Genomic DNA, 3,289 nt, shown 5'->3' on the forward strand with positions numbered 1-3,289 from the left:
CCCATCAACCATTAAATCCGTATACCCGAAAAACGGAGGAGCCAGGATTCTGATTTTACTGCCATTTCCGGACTAGATCACTGCCAAAAGGCCAGCCATCTTGAAAATCCGGCCTTCAAAGACTCAGTTTTAGCAGTAATCAGCTGCGTCATTAATCATTCTTCGAGTTTAATTCAGAATCAACGGGGTCATTCTGGCTGTCTGTTGGCGGAAGATCGATCGAGAATAGCTGGTACCGTTTGTTCTCCCCCAGCTTCTGAGCGTCAGTGGCCCGCGGACCAAGAACCTTATCTACCGCATCGTTTGGAATTGCGGCAAAGACCCTGGCGTACCCGTCAGCGTCCAGCAGACTGTCGAATTCTGTGGAGGTGATTTCGACAGCGTCGCCCAACGAATAAAAACGTGCGGAAAATGGCATCTTGCCAATGTAAAAGATTGGACCGTCTCCCGCTTGCTGAATGCTCTCATACCGGCCTATCAATTGCTTCTCGGTTTTTAGTGGTTTTACTCCGCTCACACCTATGAACACAGAAAGGGTAAAGAGAACGGGTGCAAGTAATACAGCACCCGACCTGATTCTGGACCAGGGACGTAAATTGAGCTGCGACACCCATCCGGCAATCAGAATGGCCGAGAACGGCAGAGAAGGAAGTATGTAAGTCCAGAGCGTGTTGCCTGCCAGGGTAAAGAACAGCATTGGCGTTATCGCACAAAACAACAGATACAGCGTTGAGGCGTCTTGAACAGCACCAGTGAATATATCCTTTGTTTTGCCTCGCGCCGCCGCAAGGCCAAAGCCAACCAAGCCAATGATACCCCAGGGGAATGAAGCCCAAATCCAGAATATCCAGATCATGCCCTTGGGCCGGTCATGGGCACTACCGTACAAATCGCCGGCCCACCCGGGGTCCAGAAACCGGCTAAAGTGTTCGCCAATGATGAAATAGTTGAGGAACCCGGGCGTTTTCAATTCAGCGAGCACGTACCATGGCACGGCAATCGCCAGTGTCAGAAGTGAGCCAAGAAGCCAGGGTAATTTTTTTAACGGTTGTAACTGCTGCCTGAAAATAGCAGCCCATAGCACCAGGGGGGTAACGGTCAATACAACAGCCAACGGTCCCTTTGACAACAAGCCGATAGCCAGGCCCACGAAAAACCACCAGCGCCAATAGTCAGACCGGCCCGAAAGCACGAACCACATGCTCACCAGAGAGAGGGTCGTTCCAAAAACCAGGAATGTATCCGTCATGACTGCGCCAGCACTGATATAAGTGAGTGCCATCGTGGAAAGCACAAGAGTAGACCACCGAGCGACCGCAGCACCTCGCGCATGATTTGCGAGGCACCACGTCAGCCATACGATTCCAATCGTGGCGAACCATGCCGGTAGCCGCAATGAGAATTCAGACAGTCCAAATATCTTTAGAGAGGCCGCTTGAGCCCAGAATGACAGGGGAGGCTTCCCCCAGAACGGAACGCCGGGTTCAAACCAGGGCGTTATCCAGTCCCCGGATTCAGCCATTAACCGAGCGATTTCAGCGTATCGGGGCTCCGTTGTATCCACGAAGGGAAACAGCGTCATTCCGATAAAGCGACTGAACAATACGGCAGCCAGTACCCAGAACCAGGGCTCAAATCGCTTTATCATTCTTGACGCCTCTGAAGTTGCTGATTTGGTCTCGGCTTGATACCTCTTTGTTCTCGACCACTTCTTCGGTCAGATACAGTGGTCGCTGTTTCGATTCGATGTAGGTTTTGCCCACATACTCACCAACGATACCAACGCTCACCAGTTGTATGCCGCCCAGAAAACTGATGAGGGCGATTAACGATGGGTAGCCGTCAGTCGGATCGCCGAGCATTATTGCCTTCGCTACAATCCAGACACCGAACAATCCACCAACGGAGGCGGCCAGCAAGCCGACAAGCGTTGCCCATCTGAGAGGTGACACTGAGAAGGAAGTCAGGCCTTCAAGGGCCAGGCCGACCAGGCCCGGGTAGTCCCACTTACTCTCGCCAGCCACTCTCAATGCCCGGTCGTATTCGATGATCGTCGTTGGCATACCAACCCAGGCAAAGAGTCCCTTCATGTAGCGGTTGCGCTCTCCTAACCGGAGAAGGGCATCAACTGCCCGCCTGCTCATCAATCGGAAATCACCCGTGTCGACCGGGATTTCAGTGCGACTGGTCTTATTCAGCAAGCGATAGAAAAGGTGCGCACTCCAGCGCTTGAGAAAACTCTCGCCTACACGTGATCGACGTTGCATCAGAACGACATCAAAGCCGGACTTCCAACTCTTGACCATCTCGGGAATGTATTCAGGTGGATCCTGAAGGTCCGCATCCAGAACGATCACCGCATCCCCCTTGGCATGCTCCAGCCCTGCTGTTACCGCTGCCTCTTTGCCAAAGTTGCGGCTTAGCTTGACGAGACGGATGCTCGATTTCCTTTTAATGAAAGTCCTAACAAATTCGGCACTGCCATCCTCGCTACCATCGTCCACAACCACGATCTCCGAGCGAATATCGAGGCTCGCAAGGATCGGCAATACATGCTCAAAGAATAGGGGAAGCATCGAACGCTCATTGAACACCGGAACCACCAGGGAAAGCAGCTCTGATTCATTCGGCGCACGGGAAGTCTCAAGAGGTTTGTTCATGAAATACCAGCCTTTGGTAGACAACATAGTTAAATACAGCGACAGCCGCAGTGGTTAGAAGCTGAGCAGGCACAACAGAGATTTCAAACAGTTGATGCAGGACTAAAAAGATCAGAACGTTCAGGAGAGCTGCGAGTGAACAGGAAAAGGCATATCGCCAGATGGCCTGGATGTGTGGGCGTGCGTTTGGAAAGGCCAAAGTTCGCTGCAACCAGTAGTTGGTAACCGCTCCTACAACGCTTCCAGAAAAGGTGGCTGCTACGGGGGCCATGCCAAGCAGAACCAGGCCGGACATGGCCGCCCAATGGAAAAGGGTTGCCATTCCTCCGGCGGCAATAAATCCACTTATTCTTTTAAGGCTACTCTGATTAATTCCGACGTTCATTTATAATGGATCCAGTCCCGATAACGAGTTAAACCTCATGCGCCAAGATTCCTTTTCCGATGCCGGATTCGAGAAATACCGGAATAAGGAATCAGGGATGTCCCAGTTAAGACAGACAGATTACTGGATAGTTCATATCGGGATCCAAGCATCAGCTCACGCTTTTTCAGACAGCAAGAGTATTCTATTTTCGGTTCAGCCCCGGATAAGACATTTTGGGTATACGGATTTAATGGTTGATGGG

4 protein-coding genes are annotated in these 3,289 nt (G+C 51.6%); 1 reads left to right on the forward strand and 3 read right to left on the reverse strand.

The annotated features are described in order from the left end of the window. Positions 1 to 151 precede the first annotated feature (151 nt). From A11A3_RS16985 to A11A3_RS16995, 3 genes are read right to left on the reverse strand one after another with little or no spacing between them, the layout of a single operon-like run. The gene (locus A11A3_RS16985) at positions 152 to 1,648 is read right to left on the reverse strand and encodes an ArnT family glycosyltransferase (protein WP_008930566.1); all 1,497 of its coding nucleotides are present in this window, start codon (positions 1,646 to 1,648) and stop codon (positions 152 to 154) included. Further along, on the reverse strand, positions 1,632 to 2,660 hold the full coding sequence (locus tag A11A3_RS16990) for a glycosyltransferase family 2 protein (RefSeq protein ID WP_040297488.1): 1,029 nt from the start codon (positions 2,658 to 2,660) through the stop codon (positions 1,632 to 1,634). Before A11A3_RS16990 ends, A11A3_RS16985 begins: the two co-directional genes overlap by 17 nt. Next, positions 2,644 to 3,045 (reverse strand): GtrA family protein, encoded by a 402-nt coding sequence (locus A11A3_RS16995; protein ID WP_008930568.1) that lies wholly within the window; start codon positions 3,043 to 3,045, stop codon positions 2,644 to 2,646. Before A11A3_RS16995 ends, A11A3_RS16990 begins: the two co-directional genes overlap by 17 nt. A 37-nt stretch (positions 3,046 to 3,082) precedes the next feature. Between A11A3_RS16995 and A11A3_RS18110 the strand changes: the two genes are divergently transcribed. Continuing rightward, positions 3,083 to 3,289: hypothetical protein (locus A11A3_RS18110; protein WP_237738888.1), on the forward strand; the 207-nt coding region annotated here is incomplete at its 3' end.

This window comes from Alcanivorax hongdengensis A-11-3 (assembly GCF_000300995.1).
In the GTDB taxonomy this organism is placed as follows: Bacteria; Pseudomonadota; Gammaproteobacteria; order Pseudomonadales; family Alcanivoracaceae; genus Alcanivorax; species Alcanivorax hongdengensis.

What these genes read in the sequence shown, in the direction of transcription:
- A11A3_RS16985 (WP_008930566.1), bottom strand. Translation starts at nt 1,648, where the DNA reads ATGATAAAGCGATTTGAGCCCTGGTTCTGGGTACTGGCTGCCGTATTG.
- A11A3_RS16990 (WP_040297488.1), bottom strand. Translation starts at nt 2,660, where the DNA reads ATGAACAAACCTCTTGAGACTTCCCGTGCGCCGAATGAATCAGAGCTG.
- A11A3_RS16995 (WP_008930568.1), bottom strand. Translation starts at nt 3,045, where the DNA reads ATGAACGTCGGAATTAATCAGAGTAGCCTTAAAAGAATAAGTGGATTT.